Origin of the sequence: Veillonella atypica KON (assembly GCF_002959915.1) — a bacterium.
Lineage (GTDB): Bacteria > Bacillota > Negativicutes > Veillonellales > Veillonellaceae > Veillonella > Veillonella atypica.
The window spans coordinates 119,873-143,035 of sequence record NZ_PPDE01000003.1; the positions used below are offsets into that span (position 1 = coordinate 119,873).

Annotated in this window: 19 protein-coding genes; 15 read left to right on the forward strand and 4 right to left on the reverse strand. The window is 39.3% G+C overall.

From position 1 onward, the window contains the following. Positions 1-111: 111 nt before the first annotated feature. Positions 112-1,749: an L-lactate permease gene (locus VAHSUH02_RS01470; RefSeq protein ID WP_005375607.1), complete on the reverse strand. Its 1,638-nt coding sequence runs from the start codon at positions 1,747-1,749 to the stop codon at positions 112-114. Between the two features lie 296 nt (positions 1,750-2,045). Next, positions 2,046-3,185 carry an Ldh family oxidoreductase gene (locus VAHSUH02_RS01475; protein ID WP_005384047.1) on the reverse strand — a complete coding sequence of 380 codons (1,140 nt, stop codon included), beginning with the start codon at positions 3,183-3,185 and terminating at the stop codon, positions 2,046-2,048. A 597-nt stretch (positions 3,186-3,782) separates the two neighbouring features. On the opposite strand from VAHSUH02_RS01475, the gene VAHSUH02_RS01480 reads away from it, so the two are divergent. The 13 genes from VAHSUH02_RS01480 (at position 3,783) to cysK (ending at position 16,289) form a co-directional block, all read left to right on the forward strand. After that, positions 3,783-5,819 (forward strand): molybdopterin-dependent oxidoreductase, encoded by a 2,037-nt coding sequence (locus VAHSUH02_RS01480; RefSeq protein ID WP_005384044.1) that lies wholly within the window; start codon positions 3,783-3,785, stop codon positions 5,817-5,819. A gap of 99 nt (positions 5,820-5,918) precedes the next feature. Continuing rightward, entirely contained in the window at positions 5,919-7,253 is a 1,335-nt protein-coding gene (gene brnQ / locus VAHSUH02_RS01485; protein WP_005384042.1) for a branched-chain amino acid transport system II carrier protein, read from the forward strand. A 188-nt stretch (positions 7,254-7,441) separates the two neighbouring features. After that, complete coding sequence (locus tag VAHSUH02_RS01490) at positions 7,442-7,681, forward strand: DUF1653 domain-containing protein (protein ID WP_005384041.1); 240 nt, start codon at positions 7,442-7,444, stop codon at positions 7,679-7,681. 69 nt (positions 7,682-7,750) lie between these two features. Then, positions 7,751-8,527 (forward strand): HAD-IIB family hydrolase, encoded by a 777-nt coding sequence (locus VAHSUH02_RS01495; RefSeq protein ID WP_005384040.1) that lies wholly within the window; start codon positions 7,751-7,753, stop codon positions 8,525-8,527. A gap of 157 nt (positions 8,528-8,684) precedes the next feature. Next, entirely contained in the window at positions 8,685-9,323 is a 639-nt protein-coding gene (locus tag VAHSUH02_RS01500; RefSeq protein WP_005384039.1) for a peptidylprolyl isomerase, read from the forward strand. A gap of 1 nt (position 9,324) precedes the next feature. Then, positions 9,325-9,621 carry a GIY-YIG nuclease family protein gene (locus VAHSUH02_RS01505; RefSeq protein WP_248841638.1) on the forward strand — a complete coding sequence of 99 codons (297 nt, stop codon included), beginning with the start codon at positions 9,325-9,327 and terminating at the stop codon, positions 9,619-9,621. Between the two features lie 76 nt (positions 9,622-9,697). Beyond that, on the forward strand, positions 9,698-10,156 hold the full coding sequence (locus tag VAHSUH02_RS01510; protein WP_005375605.1) for a YwiB family protein: 459 nt from the start codon (positions 9,698-9,700) through the stop codon (positions 10,154-10,156). Next, positions 10,122-11,855, forward strand: a complete 1,734-nt coding sequence (gene argS / locus VAHSUH02_RS01515; protein WP_038148946.1) for an arginine--tRNA ligase — start codon at positions 10,122-10,124, stop codon at positions 11,853-11,855. The genes VAHSUH02_RS01510 and argS overlap by 35 nt, the downstream gene beginning before the upstream one ends. 15 nt (positions 11,856-11,870) lie before the next feature. Next, the gene (locus VAHSUH02_RS01520) at positions 11,871-13,481 is read left to right on the forward strand and encodes a CTP synthase (RefSeq protein WP_005384034.1); all 1,611 of its coding nucleotides are present in this window, start codon (positions 11,871-11,873) and stop codon (positions 13,479-13,481) included. Between the two features lie 9 nt (positions 13,482-13,490). Beyond that, positions 13,491-13,703 carry a hypothetical protein gene (locus VAHSUH02_RS01525; RefSeq protein ID WP_005384033.1) on the forward strand — a complete coding sequence of 71 codons (213 nt, stop codon included), beginning with the start codon at positions 13,491-13,493 and terminating at the stop codon, positions 13,701-13,703. Between the two features lie 184 nt (positions 13,704-13,887). After that, positions 13,888-14,451 (forward strand): alkyl hydroperoxide reductase subunit C, encoded by a 564-nt coding sequence (gene ahpC / locus VAHSUH02_RS01530; RefSeq protein WP_005384032.1) that lies wholly within the window; start codon positions 13,888-13,890, stop codon positions 14,449-14,451. A gap of 383 nt (positions 14,452-14,834) precedes the next feature. Further along, positions 14,835-15,284 (forward strand): RrF2 family transcriptional regulator, encoded by a 450-nt coding sequence (locus VAHSUH02_RS01535; RefSeq protein ID WP_005384030.1) that lies wholly within the window; start codon positions 14,835-14,837, stop codon positions 15,282-15,284. A gap of 69 nt (positions 15,285-15,353) precedes the next feature. Beyond that, complete coding sequence (cysK, locus tag VAHSUH02_RS01540; protein WP_005384028.1) at positions 15,354-16,289, forward strand: cysteine synthase A; 936 nt, start codon at positions 15,354-15,356, stop codon at positions 16,287-16,289. Between the two features lie 161 nt (positions 16,290-16,450). Here cysK and VAHSUH02_RS01545 read toward each other — a convergent pair whose 3' ends face one another. Then, positions 16,451-19,399, reverse strand: a complete 2,949-nt coding sequence (locus tag VAHSUH02_RS01545; RefSeq protein WP_105112032.1) for a subtype B tannase — start codon at positions 19,397-19,399, stop codon at positions 16,451-16,453. 486 nt (positions 19,400-19,885) lie between these two features. Here VAHSUH02_RS01545 and VAHSUH02_RS01550 point away from each other — a divergent pair, with 486 nt between their 5' ends. Continuing rightward, entirely contained in the window at positions 19,886-20,470 is a 585-nt protein-coding gene (locus VAHSUH02_RS01550; RefSeq protein WP_038148944.1) for a hypothetical protein, read from the forward strand. Positions 20,471-20,478: 8 nt separating this feature from the next. Continuing rightward, the gene (locus VAHSUH02_RS01555; RefSeq protein ID WP_105112033.1) at positions 20,479-21,057 is read left to right on the forward strand and encodes a hypothetical protein; all 579 of its coding nucleotides are present in this window, start codon (positions 20,479-20,481) and stop codon (positions 21,055-21,057) included. Between the two features lie 126 nt (positions 21,058-21,183). Here VAHSUH02_RS01555 and VAHSUH02_RS01560 read toward each other — a convergent pair whose 3' ends face one another. Next, the gene (locus tag VAHSUH02_RS01560; RefSeq protein ID WP_005384023.1) at positions 21,184-23,163 is read right to left on the reverse strand and encodes a PTS fructose transporter subunit IIABC; all 1,980 of its coding nucleotides are present in this window, start codon (positions 23,161-23,163) and stop codon (positions 21,184-21,186) included.

Sequence of the window (23,163 nt, forward strand, 5' to 3'; positions counted from 1 at the left end):
TTAATAAGAAAAAGCTATAGGTTTATGTATGAGTAACAAGGGTATTGCTTATTAGTATTTGAAATAAAAAGAACAGCTCACGAATGAGCTGTTCGTTTATATTACCAATTCTTAGAAGAAGATGTGGTGAATTTCATGGATGAAATGTTGACCGAAGAAGGAGATACAACCATGCATGATGATGAAGATGATGAAGTATTTGAACGCGCTGTTCATGATAACACTTGCTTCGATTTCATGTTCTAAGTTGTGAGCTTCTTCTGCATTGATTTCTTTGTGGTTTTCTAAGTATGCTTTCAAAGCAGGACCTACGGCACCAATAGAAATTGCAATGGATTGTGGGGACAACATTTTGCCGATACCAGCTGCACCGGAGTTAACAGCTGCTAACCAGAAGCCAAGATCTTCGAAGTTTGTAGGATTTAAACCTTGAGCTGCAGCGATTTGAAGTGGTCCAAACAATACGTTGGAGTTTGTACCGGAACCTGTTAAGAACGCACCCAATGCACCTACGATAGGAGCGAATAGAGGGTATAAGGAACCTGTACCAGCAACCATTGCTTTCGCAATATCTGCAGTCATACCGGAGTATGTCATCAATTTAGCAGTCATAACAACTGTGATGATTGTAAGGTATGTGAACTTCAAGTTTTTAACCGTGGAACCTAATGTACCGAAGATTTCACCAGCTTTTGCTTTTTGGATGAAACCACCAACGATACCAGCGATGAAAATCATGATACCAGGAGTTGCAATCCATACGAATGTGTAAGGTTTTGCACCAGCACCTTGGTAAATAGGTACAGATGTTTTAATGGATGCAAGAGGACCATTGATTGCTGGGAACAATTTAGAGGTTAATAATAATAATACGAAGATTAAGATGAATGGCATTGCAGCCACAAGGCCTTCGCCACCAGAAACTTTAGGAACTTCGCCAGTTTGTTTAACTGCGTATTGAGGATCATTAGGAGGCATAATTTTTGCACAACCGATGATCACTGCCATGATTACGATGGATGCAGAAATTACGGATAATTCAGGACCCATTACAGCATTGATTACAGTTTCAGGAATAGCTAATGCTAAACCAGAAAGTAATGTTACAAGGAATACGCCTTTTAATGCTTTGATACCGCCACCGATAATCATAACTACGAAGAAAGGAGCGATAAGGTTAAGCAAGAATAATTGTACGGAAATGAATGTACCTAAATGGCTTGGATCAAGGCTTGTTAAGGAAGCCAATGTAGTTGTTGGGATACCAATGGAGCCGAATGTTGTTGGTACGGAGTTTGCAACGAGACATGCGATGATAGATTTTAGTGGGTCAAAACCTACGGCAACCATCATAGCTGCAGGAATTGCAACGGCAGTACCGAAGCCAGCCATACCTTCCATGAAAGCACCGAAGCCCCATGCAAGTAATAATGCAAGTACACGAGTATCAGATGTTACAGAGGAAAGCATGGTTTTAATAGTTTCCATAGCTTTCGTATGTACTACCAAGTTGTAAACGAAGATAGCTGCTGTAATAACTAATAGGATAGGCCAAATTGCCAATGCGGCACCTTCAAGGGCACCAGTGACCATAATAAATGGGTCGGATTGGAATGCTGTAATAGCGATGATGAAAGAACCGATTGCAGCAACACTTGTTGCTTGCCATGCAGGTAATTTCAAGATGGATAACGCTACAATCAACCAAATGATTGGAGATAGCGCTAATAGAACGGTGAGAGCACTCATTTCTAAAATCATCCTTTCAAGAAAAATAAAAATATATGCTTAACAGGACGATGTAGCAATAATCAATTTAATTGATGAGTAATTCGCTATTGGATTGAGTTGTAAAAGTTCAGTAATAATAAAAGATTACAATAAAATAACAGATATACTTATCAGAAAAAGTGATATATCTCTTAAAATTTTTTAACCTCATAGTTTATGAGGTTAAAAAAATATAAGAGAGGGGACATAAACAGTGTTTATGTCCCCCTCTGTACTAACTACATGTCCGTGTTAGGGCCAACACTAATTAGATATTAGTAGTTACCTTTGAACATTGTAGCAGGAGCTTCTGGTACATAATCGCCGAAGTAGGATTTGAAGTCTAAACCTAATTCATTGCAAAGATCTTGAACTTCAAGCATTGTACCGTTAAGTACAGGGATGCCTTCAGCTTTAACTTTAGCAACAGATTCATGTTCTTTTTCGCCATGAGTATAGATGCGGTCTTGACCTTGAGCTTTAGGAGCTTCACGTAATTCTTGTAAGAATTGAGAGAAGTGTTTTTTGATTTCAGCTGGGTCACCGAAGAATTCAGGGTTGATAGCCATGAAGCCGTGGCAGATATTGGATTTGCCGCCAACCATACATTTATTGGAAGTACCACCTTGGGAAAGGATGGAGGAGAACAATTCAGCAATCATGCCGTTACCATAACCTTTGTGGCCGCCAAGAACTTCTGTAGCACCACCTAAAGGAAGGATACCGCCGCCTTCATGACGGGAAATGTTGCCCAATACTTCAGCTGCGTCAGTGGAAGGAACGCCGTCTTTGTTAACAGCCCAGCCATCTGGAGTAGCTTTGCCCATTTTGTTGTACATTTCAAGTTTACCACGAGTTACTACTGTAGTGGAGCAATCGAAGAAGAAGTCAACAGGATCAGCTGGTACAGTCCAAGCGATAGGGTTGGAACCAAGCATAGCTTTACGAGCATATACAGGAACCATGATTGCTTCGGAGTTTGTACAAGAGAAACCGATTAAGCCTTGGTCGGATGCCATTTTAGCATAGTAACCAGCGATACCATAGTGGTTGGAGTTACGTACGGATACGATACCAACACCGGATTTTTTAGCTTTTTCGATAGCCATTTCCATAGCTTTGTGACCCAACAATTGGCCCATGCCGTCATGACCGTCGATAACTGCGGAGATTGGAGTTTCTTTTACGATTTCAGGTTTTGCATCGATTTTAATCAAGCCGTTGGAGATACCTTTGTGGTAACGTACCATACGTTGCATACCATGGCTTTGAATACCGAATAAGTCGGAAGTCAAAAGTACGTCTTGAATGATGTCAGCTTCTTTTTCGGAAAAACCGAATTTTTGGAAAGCATCCATGCAAAGTTTGTGAAGTGTTTCATAAGGGAAAAGTACAGTGTTTTTAGCTTCTGCCATTGTTAAAACCTCTTTTCAGAAAATATGACCTGATATAGTTGACTCCACTCCGTTATATCAATGAATGTGATATGATGTCCGGTGAGTTCTATATCCTCTCAAATGACAATGTCAGTATAGCACACAAAGTTGAGTTATTGAATAGTTTTACATAACTTAATACATTACATAATTTGCATAACTTACGTGAAATTTATTACACAGGTTGACAAAAAGCGCTGAAATAATCGATAATACCTTGAAATTATAAATTATGACTTTTGGTAATAGATACATTCCTGAACGTAAAAAATGGTACTTTTATGCGTTGCTTATCTGTTTGTATTGTAGGGGAGAAACTATAAATAAATACTGAAAAGTATCGATATTTATTGTGTATCTACATGGTATACATTAATAAAAGTTATAACATCACACACTTATTTTGATAAGTGATTTTGCTATATGCATTGATATACAATGTATTCATTGATACGAAGTTTGAAAAATATCGATATTCGTTAATTTTATTACAGATTGAGTGGCTTATGTATGATACTATAAATATACATATAGAATTATTATTACTAGAGAGACGATAATAAGCGAGGTGCTTATATGAAAGAATATAAAAGTGTATGTCCCTATGATTGTCCTGATGCTTGTGGACTTATACTTACAGTAGATGACAATAAAGTGACAAAGGTTCGCGGTAATAAAGAGCACGCTTTCACACGGGGCACATTATGTCCTAAGATGGCTCATTATGAGCGTGTTATTCATTCGCCTAAACGTTTAATGACACCATTACGCCGAATTGGTAAAAAAGGTATTGGTCCAGATCAATTTACACCCATTTCAAGGGATGAGGCCTTAGAGCGAATTGTAGAAAATTTTAACCATACTATTAATACCTATGGTAGTGAAAGTATTCTTCGTTATTCCTATGCGGGGACCATGGGGGCTGTAAATAGTCCTGCAGCGGATTATTTCTTCCGTTGTATTGGCGCTACTAGTCAAGACAGAGGGATTTGTTCTCCTGCGAAACAAGCAGCATTTAAGTCTGTTTATGGAGACACAGTAGCTATCAAACCACAAGAAGCACAACATAGTGATTTGATTATATTATGGAGCCTTAATGCGACGGCTACAGATGTACATATATTACACGATGTGAATGTAGCAAAACGAAACGGCGCTTTTGTATGGATTATAGATACCCATAAAACATATACTTATGATCAAGGCACACATCATGTGTATGTAAAACCCGGTTCTGATGGTGCATTAGCACTTGGTATGATGCATATCATACATCGGGATGGTCTTGAGGATACTACATTTATTCAAGCATATGTGCAAGGTTATGATGAGCTAGTACGAGATGTATTGCCTACATTTACTCCAGAATATGTTTCCTCTATATGTGGTGTACCGGTTGAAATCATAGAAGAACTAGCTCATGCCTATGCAAAAGCAAAGGCTCCATTTATCCGTCTCGGTAGTGGTGTATCCCGCTATGGTAATGGAGCAATGAGTTGCCGGTGTATCAATGCACTTCCGGCTGTAGTAGGTGCATGGCAACATTTAGGTGGCGGCTTATTATCTAGTTCTAGTAGTAGCCAATATTTTAATAAATCATTCATGCAACAACCTAATACACCAACGCCATCTAAACGGATGATGCCGATGATATTATTAGGGGATTTGTTGACAAATCCAAAAGCGCTTCTAGAGCATGGATTAGAGGATACTAGTGGCGGGGTGCCCGTTCATAGTCTATATATCTTTTCATCAAATCCAGCTATAACGGCACCAAATCAAAATCTCGTTAGACAAGGTCTTATGAGAGATGATTTATTTACTGTTGTGCATGAACGCTTCTTTACAGATACATGTGCATATGCAGATATTATCTTACCAGCCACGAGCTCTGCTGAATCCGATGATATTTTTAACTCTTACGGACACTATACAATTGCGGCCAGTTACCAAGCTATTCCTCCGGTTGGTGAATCGAAATCTAATTGGCAAGTTATTTCTGAACTTGCTCAGCGTATGGGTTTAGATGATCCTTTCTTTACCATGACAGAACGAGAACTAATTGAGCATATGGTTCGCAATTCGTCTAAACTTTCACAAGACGAACAAGATGCCATTTTACGTGGCGACTTGGTTGAAGTAGCATTGCCAGACAATTATAAGATGGATTTTAAAACGCCGTCAGGCAAAATCGAAATCTTAAATCATCGAGAATCCATTCCGTTGATTACCTATACAGAACCTTATGGTGATGATGAACCATTCTGGTTGATTATCGGTAATGATATACGTATATTAGATTCTAGTTTTTGTGAACTAGAATTTGATGATTCTGAATTGATGAAGCTACGAATGCATCCAGATGATGCTGCATTATATAACATTAATAATGGTGATGCTGTGGAAATTTATAATAATCGAGGGGCTGTTCGTATTAAAGTATATCTAGATGATACGGTACAACGAGGTACACTTGTGACCCTTGGTGTATGGTGGCAATCTCAGTCCAGTGACGCTAAGGTAGGAATCAATGTTGTAACTGCATCTAGACCGACTGATGAAGCATGGGGGAGTACATTCTATGACGTACAAGTTAATATTCGTAAGGTGTAATGAAAGTTCGATATAATTCGATTTTGCTGTTGAATCAGATTACCATATCATATATAATGTTATCTAATATGATAGTGTAGTACGAAGGGAGATAACCTTATGGATGGAAAAGAAAATCTATCACTGCGCGCCTATTTAGCTATAGGCATGATGTTATTCGCCCTATTCTTTGGTGCGGGAAATCTTATTTTCCCGGCCGCATTAGGTCAACACGCAGGGTCTAATGTAGGATGGGCATTAGCTGGTTTTGTATTAACTGGCGTAGGATTACCGTTACTTGGCGTTATGGCCATGGGCTATTCCGGATGTAAAGACGTTGAGGAACTAGCAGGTCGTGCGCATCCTATATATGGTCTTATTTATACAGTGGCCTTATATTTAAGTATTGGTCCTATGTTTGCGACACCAAGAACGGGTACCGTTGCGTATGAAATTGCGATCAAGCCATTTTTACAAGGCATGACTTTGGATATGCAACCACTGTTCCTTGCTATATTTTTTGGCGTTTCTTTGTGGCTATCGATTAGTCCTCAAAAGCTTGTTAATCGTATTGGCAATATTTTGACACCTGCATTATTGCTTGTTATTTTATTATTGATTATCAAATCTTTTGTTACACCGATTGGGGCATATGCGGTGCCTCAACCAGCTTACGCGACTAATGGTACAGCCGTATTGCAAGGCTTCCTCGATGGCTATAATACAATGGATGCATTGGCTTCTGTGGTGTTTGCTATTCTCGTCATCGATTTTGTACGTCTTACAGGTGCTACATCTCGCGATATTATTACGAAAACTGTGATGGAGGTTGGTGCTATTGCGGTAGCATTACTCGGCATTGTGTATATATTCATTGCGAATATCGGCGCTACAAGCGTAGAGCGATTTGGTTTGTTTGATACAGGTGCACCGGTGTTAACAGCTAGTGCGGACTTCCTCTTTGGGGGAACTGGTCAAATTATTTTGGCTATCATCGTTCTATTAGCTTGCTTGAGTACAAGTATTGGTCTTATTACTTCTTGTAGTACATATTTCCACAAACTATATAGCAAAATTAGCTATAAAATGTATGTTGTCATATTCTCTGTGGCTGCATTTGCACTTGGGCTGTTCGGATTGAAAACAATCATTAATGCAGCTATTCCAGTGTTGATGTTATTGTATCCGTTGACGATTGTTATTATCTTGTTAGCCTTAAGTGATACTATTTTTGGCGGTCGTCGTTGCGTATATGGTTGGACTATTGGATTGACCATGATTTCTGCCTTAATGAGCGGTCTTGAAACTGCTGGTTGGGCACCTGATGCCATCGAAGGTTTGTTTACCCAATATATTCCGTTCCAAGGTATTGGTATGGGCTGGGTAAGTTTTGCAATCCTTGGCTTTATCATAGGTCTTATTCATAAAGGCTTGGTTTCAGATACAACTAAATAAATGTAGAATGTTACTCGCATTCTCCTTTTATACTCTATTGGCGCAGTCCTTCTTAGAAGGATTACAGTAAAAGAAAAGGGGGATGCGAGTGTTTTGTTTATAGTGATAAAAATCTTTTTTCAAATAGTATTTCCTAGTATAATGTTTAATAAGAAATGAAAGATCGTTTTTAGTAAGCCGAGGTAGTTATGAACGAAATCGTAAAAGGTGGTTTGTATCGTCATTTTAAAGGTATGTATTATTACGTGATAGATGTGGCTACACATTCTGAAACGGGTGAAAAATTGGTGGTATATCAAAAATTATATGATGACCGCGATTTGTATGTACGTCCCTTAGACATGTTTTGTAGCGATGTAGATCGAGATAAATATCCTGATGTGAAACAACAAAAACGCTTTCAATTAATGAGTGGACGAGATGAATAGTGTTTACCGGACTAGGTAGAGTTAATAGTTTGTATATGAACTCGTATATAGCGACAGATAGGAGGACTTGTGGAACAAATATTTTTCTTTTTTGATATTGATAACACATTGGCTGTATGGCCTGAAGGAAAAATTCCCAATAGTGCTCAGTATTGTATAGATGAATTGCAACGGCGTGGCCATTTAGTATCGATTGCAACAGGTAGAATACAAGTTGATGCTATGCGTTTTGCCGAGCAAGCTAGAATTACAAATGTAGTTGCTGATGGAGGTCATAGTATAACCATTGATGGGAAATTGGTATCTATGATTGGCATGAATCGAGATATGTGTATTCAATATTTAGAATATCTTGAGTCAAAGCATATTCCATGGGCTGTAACAGACCGCAATAAATTGGGGCGCATTACACCGTATAAAGAAATATTAGAATGGCATCCTGATTGGGACGTGTTTAAAACCATAGTGGATCCAGAGTTCGACTTTCACAGTGTAGAAGATTTCTATAAAATCTATGTATTTTTCAAAGATGGAGAAGAAGAGGAAAAAGATATCGAGCATATGACGCATAAGCTTATTCGCTATGGCGATGGGTGCGTTTTATATGAACCTATGGAAAAAGCATTGGGGATTCGCAATATGATTGGACATTTCAATATGAAGCCAAATCAAGTTGTCGTTTTTGGTGATGGCTATAATGATTTGTCTATGTTTAGACCGGAGTGGTTAAACATTGCCATGGGAAATGCTCGTCCGGAGCTTAAATTAGAGGCCGATTATGTTACAACTGACTGTGATAAGGATGGTATTTACAATGCATGTAAGCATTTCGGATGGATTGATTAATCGTTGGCATAAGACCTTTTAGATTATAAATTTTTATAGAATTTTAAAGAAATTCATAGTGAAAACATGATATACTAATAAAGAGCCGCTCATGGGTTGAGCGGTTTTTCTATGTATATATAATTTGGGGAAATTCTATATTTTGTGAGGGATTATCATGAATGTTAAAAGAATATTAGGTTGTGCTCTATTGGGGGGCATGATGGTAGTAACCGCAGCGTGTGGCAATAATAGTGCAGATAAAACGATTACACCTGTTGCACAAGCTGAAACGGTTAATAAGATGCCTAATTTTACAAATGCTCCAATTGCAGATGAATATGCTGTTTTTGATACAAATTATGGACAAATTAAAATTCGTTTGTATGGCTCTAAAGCGCCTATTACCGTTAAAAACTTTGACTACCTTGTAAAAAAAGGCTTTTATAATGGCGTTACGTTCCATCGTGTTATCGATGGATTTATGATTCAAGGTGGCGACCCAACAGGGACAGGTGCAGGTGGCCCTGGTTATGAGATTCCAGATGAATTTTCTAATGACCTTCATTTTAATAAAATGGGGATTCTTGCCATGGCAAATCGTGGGCCGAATACAGGTGGTTCGCAGTTCTTTATTACCTTGGGACCTACGCCGCATCTCGATAATAAACACACCATTTTTGGTATAGTTGTACAAGGTATGGATGTGGTCGAAAAGATTGGTAAGGTAAAAACAGATAAAAATGATAAGCCTGTTGATCCTGTGACCATTAATTCGATTACTATTGAACCGATTAAGGATGACGCTAGTAAATAAGATGGATCAGGAACAATTTTTTACGTATATTGTGCGATGTGCTGATGAAAGCTTGTATTGTGGTTGGACAACGGATATAAAAAAACGCTTAGATGCTCATAATGGTGTGATAAAAGGCGGGGCTAAGTATACAAAATGTCGTAGACCGGTGTATTTGGTTTATCATGAAAGCTTTCAAAGTAAACAAGAAGCACAGTCGCGAGAATATGCTATTAAACGACTCAATAGGATACAAAAATTACAGCTTATTGCGTCAGGTGAGAATAGAGAAATTGAACGTATAAATCTATTGAAATAGAGTGTACAAAACATTCAAAACGACCCTTGTTTGTGCTATAATATATTGATATGTTATGACCATGGAGGAGAAAAACATGAAGCGGGTTCTAGTATCCGTAAAAAGTGTACAACGAGACATAGATGGGCAGGATACCGTGGTGGAATTAATTTCTCCAGGTACTTCACATGAAAAGAACGGAGTCCAATATATTCGCTATGAAGAATCGAGCGTAACAGGTCTTGAAGGGGTTAAGACGACCATCAAGATTTACGAAGATTCCATTGTTCTTTTGCGTACTGGTGCTGTGAATATGCGACATCAATACATTCGCGGTGAGGAACGTCAGTCCACATATGAAACGCCATTAGGCGATCTTCACATGGCCGTAAAAACACATGAATTAACAGTAGACTTTCACAATGGAACGGGTCGTGTTCATCTCGGATATGATATTTCCATAGAAGGTGAATGGCAATTTTATAATCAGTTAGATATAGACGTGCGGGAGGATACAGAGCATGGACATGAAGGAAATCCTGAAATCGGGGATTGAACAGGCATTACAAGAAACGATTAATAGTGGTGGTTTGCCAGCTGGGGAATATCCAGAAATCGTTCTAGAAGTGCCACCTCAAAAGGAATTCGGCGATTTTTCTACGAACATTGCTATGCAATCCGCTCGTGTGGCTCGTCAAAACCCTCGTGCTATTGCAGAGGCTTTGATTAGTCATATGGATTTTGATTGGCTTGAACGTGCTGAAGTAGCTGGTGCAGGTTTTATCAACTTCTTCTTAAAATCCGATATGGTGTATGATACCTTGAAAGCTATCTTGAATGCTGGTGATCAATACGGTGTGCAACCATTGCGTGCACGCGATACGATTCAAGTAGAGTACGTAAGTGCGAACCCAACAGGTCCGTTACATGTCGGTCATGGTCGTGGTGCTGCGTATGGTAGTGCACTTGTAAACTTGTTACGTGCAGCAGGTTATAATGTACAATCCGAGTACTACATCAATGATGCAGGTAACCAAATCGATAATATGGCTATCTCCATTGAGTACCGTTTCCAAGAATTGCAAGGCGCTACATTGGTATTCCCACCTAAGCGCAACGAAGATGGTTCCATGCCTGAATTCGATATTCCAGAAGGGGCTCTCGTATTCCCTGAAAATGGCTACCGTGGTCCTGATATTATCGAGACTGCAAAAGCTATTGCAGAACGCGAAGGCTTCGATACATTAAATGCTATGAACGAAGTTGATCGTGTAGCATTGTTTAAAGAAGAGGGCTTAAAAGAAAAATTAGCTCGCTTAGAGGAAACATTAAGCAATTTCCGTGTTACTTTCGATAATTGGTTCTCTGAACGTACGGTTCATGAAACTGATGAAATTCATCACTCCGTAGAGGCTTTGAAAGCTCTTGGCAAGGTGTATGAAAAGAATGGCGCTTTGTGGTTGAAATCCACTGATTATGGCGATGATAAAGACCGCGTAGTCATCCGTGACAATGGTGTGCCTACATATTTGGCAGCAGATATTGCATACCATCGCAATAAATATGATCGTGGCTTTAAAGAAATGATCGACATTTGGGGCGCTGACCATCATGGTTATGTGTGTCGTGTAAAAGCGGCTATGGCAGCCTTTGGTTATGACCCAGATAAATTGACTGTATTGTTGTTACAAATGGTAGCGTTATTCCGCGATGGACAACTCGTTAAATTATCTAAGCGTAGCGGCGATAGCGTTACATTAGATGAATTGATTGAAGAGGTTGGCGTAGATGCATCTCGTTACTTCTTCTTGATGCGTTCGCTAGATAGTCAACTTGATTTCGATATTAACTTGGCAAAATCTCGTAGCAATGATAATCCTGTGTATTATATCCAATATGCTCATGCCCGTATTCACAGTATTTATAACCAAGTGCGTGAAGCAGGCATTGCATTTGGTGATTATAGTGAAACTGATTTCACAACGCTTACAAGTGAAATGGAATTAGAATTAATTAAAAAATTAGCTGAATATCCAGAAGAGGTTGTTCAATCTGCCGAACATCGTGCACCTCATCGTATTGCTCGTTACTTATACGATTTGGCAAGTATGTTCCACTCCTTCTATCGTCAAGGTCGTATCATTGGCGTAGATCCATCATTGCAACAAGCTCGTCTTGGGTTAATCACAGCGATTGCCCTTGTACTTCGTCAAGGCTTGGGTATTTTAGGTATTTCCGCTCCGGAAAAAATGTAGTAGGTGGGAGGCATCATGGCAACTAAGTATATTTTCGTAACAGGCGGCGTAGTTTCTTCCTTGGGAAAAGGGATTACAGCTGCATCTTTGGGCCGATTATTGAAAAACCGTGGTTTTAATGTAACGATTCAAAAATTTGACCCATATATCAATATCGATCCTGGTACAATGAGTCCTTACCAACATGGCGAAGTATTTGTAACCGATGATGGTGCTGAAACAGACTTGGACTTGGGTCACTATGAACGCTTTATCGATATTAATCTTAGCAAGCGTTCCAATATTACTGCTGGTAAAGTATATTGGTCCGTTATCAATAAAGAACGTAAGGGTGACTATTTAGGTAGCACTGTACAAGTTATTCCTCACGTTACAAATGAAATTAAACAAAATGTATACCGCGTAGGTAAAGAAGATAATGCTGATGTAGTTATCACTGAAATCGGTGGTACTGTCGGCGATATTGAAAGCTTGCCATTTATGGAAGCAATTCGCCAAGTCAAAAAAGATGTAGGTCGTAACGATGTATTGTATATTCACGTTACATTAGTACCATATATCAACGCAGCAGGTGAATTAAAAACAAAACCTACCCAACATAGCGTAAAAGAATTGCGCGGTATTGGTATTCAACCAGATATTTTGGTATGCCGCAGTGAAAAACATATTTCCGATGAAATGAAGGAAAAGTTGGCACTGTTCTGCGATGTAGAACCAGCGGCCGTAATTGAAAACCAAACGTGTGATTCTATCTATGAAGTACCATTGATGATGCAAGATCAAGGGCTTGATGATATTGTCATTAAGAAATTGGGCCTTGAAGAACGTCCTTGCGATATGACTGCATGGAAAGAAATGGTTCATAAAATTTTGAATCCTAGCAAAGATATTACAGTAGCTATCGTAGGTAAATATGTAGCTTTGCACGATGCGTATCTTTCTGTAGCAGAAGCATTGAGCCATGCTGGTATCGAGACTGATACTAAGGTGAACATTCGTTGGATTGATTCCGAAGAACTTGATGATATTTCTGTAGATCCTAAAGAAGTATTTGAGGGCATTGATGGTATCGTTGTTCCTGGTGGCTTTGGTTCCCGTGGCGTAGAAGGAAAAATCCGTACTATCAATTATGCTCGTGAAAATAAAGTTCCATTCCTCGGTTTATGCCTTGGCATGCAATCTGCTGTAATGGAATTTGCTCGTAATGTATGTGGCATGGAAGGTGCTACATCTAGCGAATTTGATGAAGATGCAAAATACAAAGTTATCGACTTGATGAGTGATCAAGTGGATGTAGATAAAAAAGGTGGCACAATGCGCCTTGGCATCTATCCATGTAAATTAGAAGCGGGTACAAAAGCGCGTGAAGTATATGGCGAAGACCTTGTATACGAACGTCATCGTCATCGTTATGAATTCAACAATGAATATCGTCAACAATTGAGTGATGCAGGCCTTGTTATTTCTGGTACATCTCCAGATGGTCGTCTTGTTGAAAGCATCGAAGTTAAGGGTCATCCATTCTTCGTGGGTACACAAGCGCATCCAGAATTAAAATCTCGTCCGAATAATGCACATCCATTATTCCGTGGATTTGTAGATGCGATTTTGGAACTTAAAAAGTAGAGAATAGAAATGGGATCCATTTTATCTATTATAGGTATCTTTATATTAGCTGCACTTAAATTAGAGCAGTTCGTATATGGTAAATCGGGGAAACAACAGTCTACAACTGGACATGTGACGCGGCGTGGTATTGCTAATATAGCAGGACTTATTGCTTTTGATCACGCTATAAGTAGTAAGTCCGTTGTGGTACGTAAAAAGAAGGAAGATACTCAGAAATGAGTATCTTCCTTCTTTTTTTGCTGTATCGAAAAAACTTGCAAAAATATATCGATAAATTTAAAAATAATGCTTGCTATTTTAAATGATTAGTGTTATTATATAGACAAAGATAGATATAGATTTGATGTAGGTACATCAATAGAACATATAGTAATCGTTATTTAGAAATATAAAGGAGGACACAATGTCTATTATTGGTAAGAAGCTCCCTGAATTTACACTTGATGCTTTCAAGAAACCTGAATTGGTAAAGGTAAGCACTGCAGACGTTTTAGGTAAATGGTCTGTATTCGTATTCTATCCAGCAGATTTTACATTTGTATGCCCTACTGAATTAGAAGACGTACAAGAATCTTATGCAGAGTTAAAAGAATTGGGTTGCGAAGTTTATTCCGTATCCACTGATTCTGAATATGTTCATAAAGCATGGTCTGATGCTTCTCCAAGTATTAATAAAATCGAATACTACATGTTAGCTGATAAGAAACATGAATTAGCTGATTTCTTCGATGTATTCGATCCTGAATCTGCTATGGCATACCGCGGTACATTCGTGGTTGACCCAGAAGGTATTATCCGCACAGCGGAAATTCACGATATGGGTATTGGCCGTTCCGCAGAAGAACTTGTTCGTAAAGTACAAGCAGCTCAATTCGTAGCTAAACATGGTGACCAAGTGTGCCCTGCACGTTGGAAACCAGGTAAAGATACATTAACACCAGGTCTTGACCTAGTAGGTAAAATCTAAGAGTATTAGATATACCAACAACCTCCTCAAATGACAACTCTTGGGCACGGATCGTATCTCCAACGATACCGGTAAGCCCCATTACATGGTGAAACACTCTCCAATTCACTAATGTAAACCTCATATAACAAACTACAAACTATACGCAAAAAGACCAGCCTTTTGGCTGGTCTTTTTGTCGCAGTGTATCCATTTAGTATAGGTAAATACTGTTATTCGTAAAACCTTTTGACAAAGTAGGAAATAAACTCTTGCATTTTTACAGTTAGTATTCTATAATGAAATTAATTCCTAGCGATGTACAAGGTTTTATACATTCGCATAGAAGGTATATAAAATGTTTGTTCAAGGGACGCTAGCTTTTAAAAAGGAAGGCAATATACATGAGAATTTCTACAAAAGGAAGATATGCTTTGATGGTTCTCATCGATCTAGCTGAGCAAGGTCAGGGAAAACCAGTGTCATTACGTTCTGTTGCAGAACGACAAGGCATATCTGAGAAATATTTAGAAGGTATTGTGGCTCGATTAGGAGCGGCCAGTTTAGTTGATAGCATTCGTGGTAAATACGGCGGCTATCGTTTATCTAAAAAACCTAGTGAATATACAATCATTGAAATTTTGATGGCTACAGAGGAATCAATGGCTATTATTGCATCTCTAGATGAAGGTGTATCTACGGATGATGTCATTAATGAACGCACCGTTGGATTCTGGGCGGGGTTACAAAATTACATTCACGATTATCTAGAAAGTGTGACCTTACAAGACGTTATCGATGGTACATACGCAAAACTAGATACAAAATATGATAATTGGGATGGCTCTATTTAAGAGACACATAATTATATATTACATACCATTTATAGTATCCATAATATCCGAATATAAGGAGTGTTGATTATGTCTAAAATCGCAAAATCTTTTGTTGAATTAATTGGTAAAACACCATTGTTGGCAGCTACTCGTTTTGGTGAAAGCGTAGGTGCTGATGCTAATATTTTAGCTAAACTTGAATACTTTAACCCAGGTGGTTCCGTAAAGGATCGTATCGTTGCTGCTATCATTCAAGCTGCTGTTGCATCTGGTGAATTACAACCAGGCGGTACTATCGTAGAAGCTACATCTGGTAATACAGGTATTGGTTTATCCGCTGTAGGCGCTGCGCTTGGTTATAAGGTTGTTATCGTAATGCCTGAAACAATGTCTATCGAACGCCGTAAATTAATGCTTGGCTATGGTGCACAACTCGTGTTAACTGATGGTGCACTTGGTATGAAAGGCGCGATTGCAAAGGCAAAAGAAATCGTAACAGCTACTGCTGGTGCTGTAGAAGCAGGCCAATTCGTAAACCAAGCTAATCCTGCAATTCACTATAAAACTACAGGCCCTGAAATCTGGGGTGACACAGATGGTGCTGTAGATATCTTCGTAGCTGGTGTTGGTACAGGTGGTACATTAACTGGTACAGGTCGTTTCTTGAAAGAACAAAATCCTAATGTTAAGGTCGTAGCTGTAGAACCTAAAGACTCTGCTGTATTATCTAACGGTAAACCAGGTCCTCATAAAATCCAAGGTTTAGGTGCAGGTTTTATTCCTGAAACATTGGATACTAAAATTTATGATGAAGTTATTCAAGTTGCTAACGAAGATGCTTTTAAAACAGCACAAGACTTTGGTCATACACAAGGTATCTTGGTAGGTATTTCCTCCGGTGCTGCATTGTGGGCCGCTGCAGAATTGGCAAAACGCCCTGAAAACAAAGGTAAGAATATTGTAGTTATTCTTCCAGATACAGGTGAACGTTACTTGTCTACTGCTTTATTCCCTGAAGATTAATAGCATTTCAATATAATATTAGTAATAAAGGCGTCCTGCTTGTTTAGGACGCCTTTGTTGTCGATATAAGATAAAAATAACAAACAAGTCTGTAATAGCATCATGTATGAAGGCTATTACAGACTTGTTACGTTATGGAATAAGTTTATAATCGAGATAGATTATCTACCGTTTTTTACAATAGAATCCATCCAGTTGAATAAATCTTGTAAATCGTAATCGCCAGAGTGATCCACACCAAATGGTGTAGCCATGTCTACACTATATCCGAGATTTTGTGCACGAGTGCCTACGATTAATGGAATGGCAACAGATGTATTGCTATCTGTTGTACCATAGCGAATTCGATAATATTTAGCGTTTGTTGCACTAGGAGAACCAAGATAGTTCATAGGGTTCATCATAGTAACGATTTTAGCGTTTTCTACATATACATCGTTATTAGGCGTTGTATCATGTAGTGCCGCTGTAATCGTGAAGTGATTAGTATCGCTGGTGCTTGTACCGAATAAGCTGTTTTCACCAGAATCATTAGATCTAGAGTCAAATGCACCTGGTACCTTAGAACGACTAGTAAAACTATTATAAGCATCCCAATCAATGTCTTTCACCAGACCTGTATTCTTATCTAATAGTAAGAAAGAATAGCGAGACAAATCAGCGCCATTAGATTTAGCTTTATTAGCGGCATCGATGATGAAAGATTTTACATATTGCTTGAATGTGCCATTACCTTTCTTATCGAGTTTTAAAATAACGCCGGTTCTATCGCGTAATTGTAAGTTGTTTACATAGTCAGGGAAGTGGCTCTTAAGTAAATCTGAGTATGCTACATCATTATTCGTTAAGTTCACACGTTGTACACTACGTTGCATTGGCGCTGGTGCACCGCCTACATTCGCTTGAGGTAATTCACCTTGTCCCATAGATACTTTGTTAAATGATGTGATACCGTTATAGCTCCATTCGTAAGCCATATCTGCAGCATCTAGGTTTGTAATCGGTGCGTAAGCAGAGGATGCATATACATCGGTAGATGCAGTAGCAGCGCCGAGAGCCTGTAGATATGGTTGGTAATCAGATGTATTCCCTGTTGCACCTTGTAATAAGGAAACGGCACCGCCTGCACTAGTGCCATTCGTAATAATACGTTTTGCGTTACCTGGCATAGTCGCATCATTAGCGTGTAAATAAGCTGTAGCCGCTTGTAAGTCTACAATGACTGCTGGTGCTTTGCCGATGAAGTTACCATCAGAAGCTTTATTTGTACGGCCACGTGTAGCAGGGGATGCAACAACATAACCTCTAGACAATGCATAGAGAGCACTATTTGGCTTATTATTTTCTACCTTTGGTGCCATAGGTTGGCTTGGCATATAACCGCCAACATTATTTGGCATAAAGATTGGTGCTGTTTGTGTATTATAACCATTTACAGTGCCATTATTGAAATACTCTTCAGGTATGTAAATGTTTATGTACTGCTGATCAATATCGATAGGATTTGATACATATGGGATATATTCAAATGCGCGATATTTAATCTCTTTATTATCCACCGTTCCCGTCATTGACTCGTAATTATTGATATCAAAGGTGAGGGTAATCTTTGCAGATGTGTCAGCTTGTAATGGGGGATCGATTGGCTGTGAAAGTATATTTTTTTCACCTGTTGTAGTAGAACCTTTTGTAGAAGCTTGATTACGTTCATTAACATACGATTCAGGCAATTTAGGCTCTTGAGCTTGTTTTGCTTCCGCTTCCGCTCGAGCTTTTGCTTCGGCCTGAGCCTTAGCCTCCGCCTCGGCTTTAGTCTTAGCTTCTTGTTCTGCTTTAATCTTTGCCTCTTGTGCTGCTTTTGCTTGCTCTGCGGCAATACGTTCTTGTTCCGCTTTAATAGCGGCTTGGCGCTGAGCCTCAGCTTCCGCTTGAGCCTTAGCTTTTGCTTCCTGCTCTGCTTTAGCTTGTTCTGCTGCAATACGCTCTTGTTCCGCTTTAATAGCCGCTTGGCGTTGAGCTTCAGCTTGTTCTGCAGCGATGCGTTCTTGTTCTGCTTTAATAGCGGCTTGACGTTGTGCCTCGGCTTGCTCTGCCGCGATGCGTTCTTGTTCTGCTTTAATAGCAGCTTGACGTTGTGCCTCAGCTTGCTCTGCAGCGATGCGATCTTGTTCCGCTTTAATAGCAGCTTGACGTTGGGCCTCAGCTTGCTCTGCAGCGATGCGATCTTGTTCCGCTTTAATAGCAGCTTGACGTTGAGCCTCAGCTTGCTCTGCCGCAATACGCTCTTGTTCCGCTTTGATAACAGCTTGGCGTTGAGCCTCAGCTTGTTGAGTTGCAATACGCTCTTGTTCCGCTTTGATAGCAGTTTGGCGTTGAGCTTCTTGTTGCTGAGCTAATAACTCCGCTTGGCGCTGTGCCTCTTGTTGTTGTGCTAATAATGCGGCTTGGCGTTGTGCTTCGGCAGCTCGTTCAGCTGCCATTTGGCGCACTGCTTGCGCTTGTTCACTGCTTTGTTGTTGCATTGCTTCTTGTTGTGCAGCTTGTTCTTCCGCTAATTTAGCTAAACGCTCACGTTCAGCACGTTGAATATCACGAATGGTTAGTGTACGTTTGGCAATAACTGATTTAGTCGTGGTTGTATTAGCAACTACTAATGGTGTAGTAGATTGTTCCTGCACAATGATCGGTGTACGTTGTACTTGCGTTGTTTGCATTTGCTGCTTGCCATCTACTTGCTTTTGTACGGTAACAGGCTCAGTTTTGCGTTGTATGTTGATTAAACTATGCATAGCCAATGTCGGCTCCATCATAGTATTCGTTTTTTTATTAACAACGTATTGTGGTTGTGAAACGGCTCTATATTGTTCCTCTAAAGCTTTAGCTGTATCTGGAACTGGCACTGGGCGCACACGAGGGACCATAGGTTGAGTATCCATTGGTCGTACGACTGGAGTCGCTACATTATTAATAGTTTCTGTCGTTGATTCAGAAGTAGTTTTAGATCCTACTAAATCATTCATGTTAAGGACCGGAGCTGCGTGAGCAACGCCACCCAATGCTGCTGCTGCAAAAAACGCAGCAGTCACTTGACGTTTCTTAGATGATTTCATGAATTATTCTCCGAACTAGATTTCAAATAATAATTTATAATTTTAAAAATTATTTATATTTATATAGTTTATCATAAATATGGCTAATTGTACAATTTCCAAAAATATAGGCTATATCAAGTGAAAATGGTATTACAGGAAATTAGAAATTTAGAATTAAATTTAAAATCATATGTTATAGAGGCATAATAGCTGATTATATAAAACAGAAGAGAAACTAAATCATCTAAATGTTGAGAAGATAAAGTATATCAAGTAATTTGGAATAAGGTTAAGACTGGTTATGTAGTTATTTCTAAATTTGTAAAAATAGCGGTAAGAAAAAAACTGTAGCAGAAGGTAATACTACTATAATAATTGATGGTAATACAGGTATTAATGCTGACAATTTGAAGTCGAGAGAATATTAGACTTATGTATACATTTCTCAATAAAATATGGTATGCTTTGGGTAATTTAATCGAGTTTTGTTTTAAAGGAGAGAACATGTTTAGAAAATTCTTATTAGCATGTATGGTGATGGCTACTTTTACCATGCAAATTCAAGCTATTTCAATTAATGAATTAAATAGTTCATCGCAGTTTAAAAATGTGTATCAAAAATCGTATCCTTATGAAGGCGGTTCTATACAAAATAAGCTGATAAGTTATTTAAATACATATTCTGTAGAGTCTCTAGAATACGCAGCACCACACTATAAATTAAAAGGTACTTTTTATGCTGTTTATGAAACTCCTCGAAGTGCATCTATTACAGAATATGAATTAACTACTACCTATGATACGAATTACTCATTAGGGTCCTTAATACAAGCTATGAATGTTGTAAAGCCATCACCATCTATGTACGCTGTGATTAAGGCTGCACAGGATGAATCAGGGATACAAGTCGAGTTACAAGAGGTGAAACGATATAATGGGGACGGTACAGAGGTTACTAGTAAAGCTCCTTTAGTGCATCAATTACGTCCTATAGATCGTGGACGGTTTGATGAAGACTTATTTGCTGTAGCAGACGCTATGTTTGCTGTAGCGTATCAGCAGCATTTTGATGACATTGTAGTGAAATGAGGTGCCTTATGAAACATTTTGTATTTCTTGTGGCGCTGGTATGTGTTTTGTGTGCTTCTTTAAATCCTGTGAAGGCTGTGTCCAATACTGAGTTGCAAGATACTAGTCGTTTTGCACGAATTATATCTAAAGGTGATACAGGTGGTGGAGATGGTAAATATATTGAATTAAGTACTATCCGAGATAATTCTACAGATGCGCATACAAAAAATATAGAGGCTAAGATATATGTTGTATTGCCTTCATCTGATTTAATTAGGGAATATAAGGTTCGTTATGACTATGACTTAAACCGTTCCTTTGCTAATATGGTAGCTAAGGCACCAGAGCTAAAAACAAGGCTACCAGATTTTTCTTTAAATGAATTATGGAATATAAAAATGATGGAATCTGGTATTGTAGGGACGGTACTAAATCAACAGGATTACACTCTCAATGGTGAAAGTAAACCAACACAACCACCTCTTAAAGGCTATGAGAATGTTACATTCTTAACACCTACGGACTTTGATTTTGAAAGCTATCATGTTGCTAATCGCGTATTTAAAATGGTATATGGTACATTTTATGATGATGTAATCCGATGAGCGGATCGAAGATATAAGTTATAAATACAAACACCCTATGTCAGTGTTGTGACATAGGGTGTTTTGCATACATTAGTTATTAGTCAGTTATTTATAATTATTAAACTAATTAGTCTAATGATGATATTATTTTTTGAGTTTTGGTTTTACGATAGCCAAGATAATGCAAGCTACAACGGAACCGATTGCAATGGATGCAAGGTAAAGAAGTGGGTTGCCGATTGTTGGTACTACGAAGATACCACCGTGAGGTGCACGTAATGTACATTCAAAGAACATGGATAATGCACCAGCTGTACCAGCACCGATGATGCAAGAAGGCAATACGCGGATAGGATCAGCTGCGGCAAATGGGATAGCACCTTCTGTGATGAAGGAAAGCCCCATGATGTAGTTAGTAATACCAGATTTACGTTCTGCTTCTGTGAAGCGGCTAGGGAAGAATGTTGTACAAAGGGCAATCGCCAATGGAGGAACCATACCACCAGCCATAACAGCGGCCATAATACCATATTCACCAGTTGCTAGAGCGCCTGTACCGATAACATAGGCTGCTTTGTTGACAGGGCCACCCATATCAACAGACATCATAGCACCGAAGACAAGACCTAATAATACGCGGCTAGTAGTGCCCATTGTTTGCAAGGAATTCATAAGCCATTCGTTCAAAGCAGATACTGGTGGATTGATGATAAATGTAATCGCGATACCAATGAACAATACGCCCAGTACAGGGTAGAAGAGTACTGGTTTTGTACCTTCTAATGCTGGAGGTAATCCGGATACGAGTTTCTTAACTAACAGTACTAAGTAACCTGCTGCAAAGCCTGCAATCAAGGCCCCGAGGAAACCAGAACCACCTTGGTTTGCTAGCAAGCCCCCAACAAAACCAGCTACAAGACCTGGACGGTCTGCAATACTCATAGCGATGTAACCCGCTAGAACAGGTAACATAAATCCGAAGGAAGCACCGCCGATTTTCATTAGGAATGCAGATAATGGTGTACCAGAACCAAAGTTTTTGGCATTAGCTGGATCGAATGTGTCAAATAGGAATGCGAGAGCGATTAGAATGCCACCGCCGATAACGAATGGCAACATGTGAGATACGCCATTCATCAAATGCTTGTAAATTTGACGACCAAAGCTATCTTTTGCATCGATAGCCGAATTTGCGCTATCTTTATCTGCCTGTGAGGCATGGTATACCGGTGCTGTGCCAGACATAGCTTCACGCAATAATTCTTCTGCTTTATTAATGCCGTTTGCTACCTTAGTTTGAATCATTGGCTTGCCATCAAATCGAGCCATTTCAACTTGGCGGTCAGAAGCGACGATGATGCATTTAGCATGCTCGATTTCTTCTGCTGTAAGTGCATCTTTAATGCCAGAAGCACCATTCTTTTCTACTTTTAAAGAGATGCCCATTTCTTTAGCTTTACGTTCCAAGGATTCTGCAGCCATGTATGTATGAGCAATGCCAGTAGGACAGCCTGTAACAGCTAATACTTCGTAATGTGGATTATCTACAGATACCTTAGGAACCACTTTTTCGATAGCCTCTGTAGCTTTTGCTTCGATAGCTTCGGTAATGCTTGGTGCTTTTTCATCTTCCGTCTTGATATAGCCTTCTACAGATGGATCAAAGTTGCCTTCTTCTTTGGCGGTGATAAGTTCTAAGAAACGGTCCACTGTAGCAGCTTGGATGAGAGCGTTTTTGAAGTCCGGATCAATTACCATAGTGGCTAATTTGCTCAATACTTCTACATGAGTGTCTGCAGCGCCTTCTGGTGCTGCAATCATGAAGAATAGGCGAGATGGTTGTCCATCGAGGGCCTCGAAATCAACACCGTTAGGAACGACCATAGCAGCAAGGCCAGCTTCCTTTACACCTGCTGATTTAGCATGTGGTGTGGCGATACCGTCGCCAAGGCCAGTAGAACCGGATTTTTCGCGGGCAAAGACAGCTTCTAAGTATTCTGCCTTGTCAGATAGGTTGCCGCCTTTATCCATTAAATCACCTAGAGTGTAAATGGCATCCGCTTTGTTAGTTGGTGATGCATTCAGCAGGATTGATTGGGGCTTTAATAAATCAGTAATCTTCAT